The organism is Mesorhizobium sp. BHbdii (genome assembly GCF_053848045.1).
Map to the genome: position 1 here is coordinate 1 of NZ_JBSPKX010000089.1, position 581 is coordinate 581.

General features: G+C 67.5%; 1 protein-coding gene. It reads left to right on the forward strand.

All coding sequences use genetic code 11. From position 1 onward, the window contains the following. The coding region (locus tag ACWTU8_RS31990) for an efflux RND transporter periplasmic adaptor subunit (protein ID WP_455851275.1) at nucleotides 1-581 on the forward strand (581 nt) is incomplete at both ends.

Here is a 581-nt window from a genome sequence, read left to right on the forward strand (position 1 = left end):
CGGCGGAAGAAAAGATCTCGATGGTCGACAACGCCAAGCAACTTGTGGCGCAGCGCAAGGCCGAGCTCGATGCCGCGGAGCGGCTCGCCCGGACCGGCAATCTGCCCAAGCTGCAGCTCGACACCGCCCGCTCCAATCTGACCCAGGCGCAATCCCAGTTGGATACAGCGCAGGCCGAACTCGACCGTAACGAGGTCAAGGCGCCGTTCGACGGCGTCATCGACCGGGTGCCCGTGGAACTTGGCAGCTCGGTCATGCAGGGCGGCGAGGTGGCGACCATCCTCAAGCTCGATCCGGTGATCGCCCGCGGCGAGATCAGCGAGCGCGACCTCGGCTATCTCAAGATCGGCGACAAGGCCGGCGTCCGGCTGGTCAACGGCCAGACCGTCGAAGGCACCGTGCGCTATATCAGCCGCGACGCGTCGTCGGCGACCCGCACCTTCCGCGTCGAGGTCGCCATCCCCAATGCCGACGGCTCGGTGCCGGCCGGCATGACGGCGGAAATCCAGCTCAGCGCACTGCCGACCGATGCGGTCCTGCTGCCGCGCTCGGTGGTGACGCTGGGCGACAAGGGTGATCTG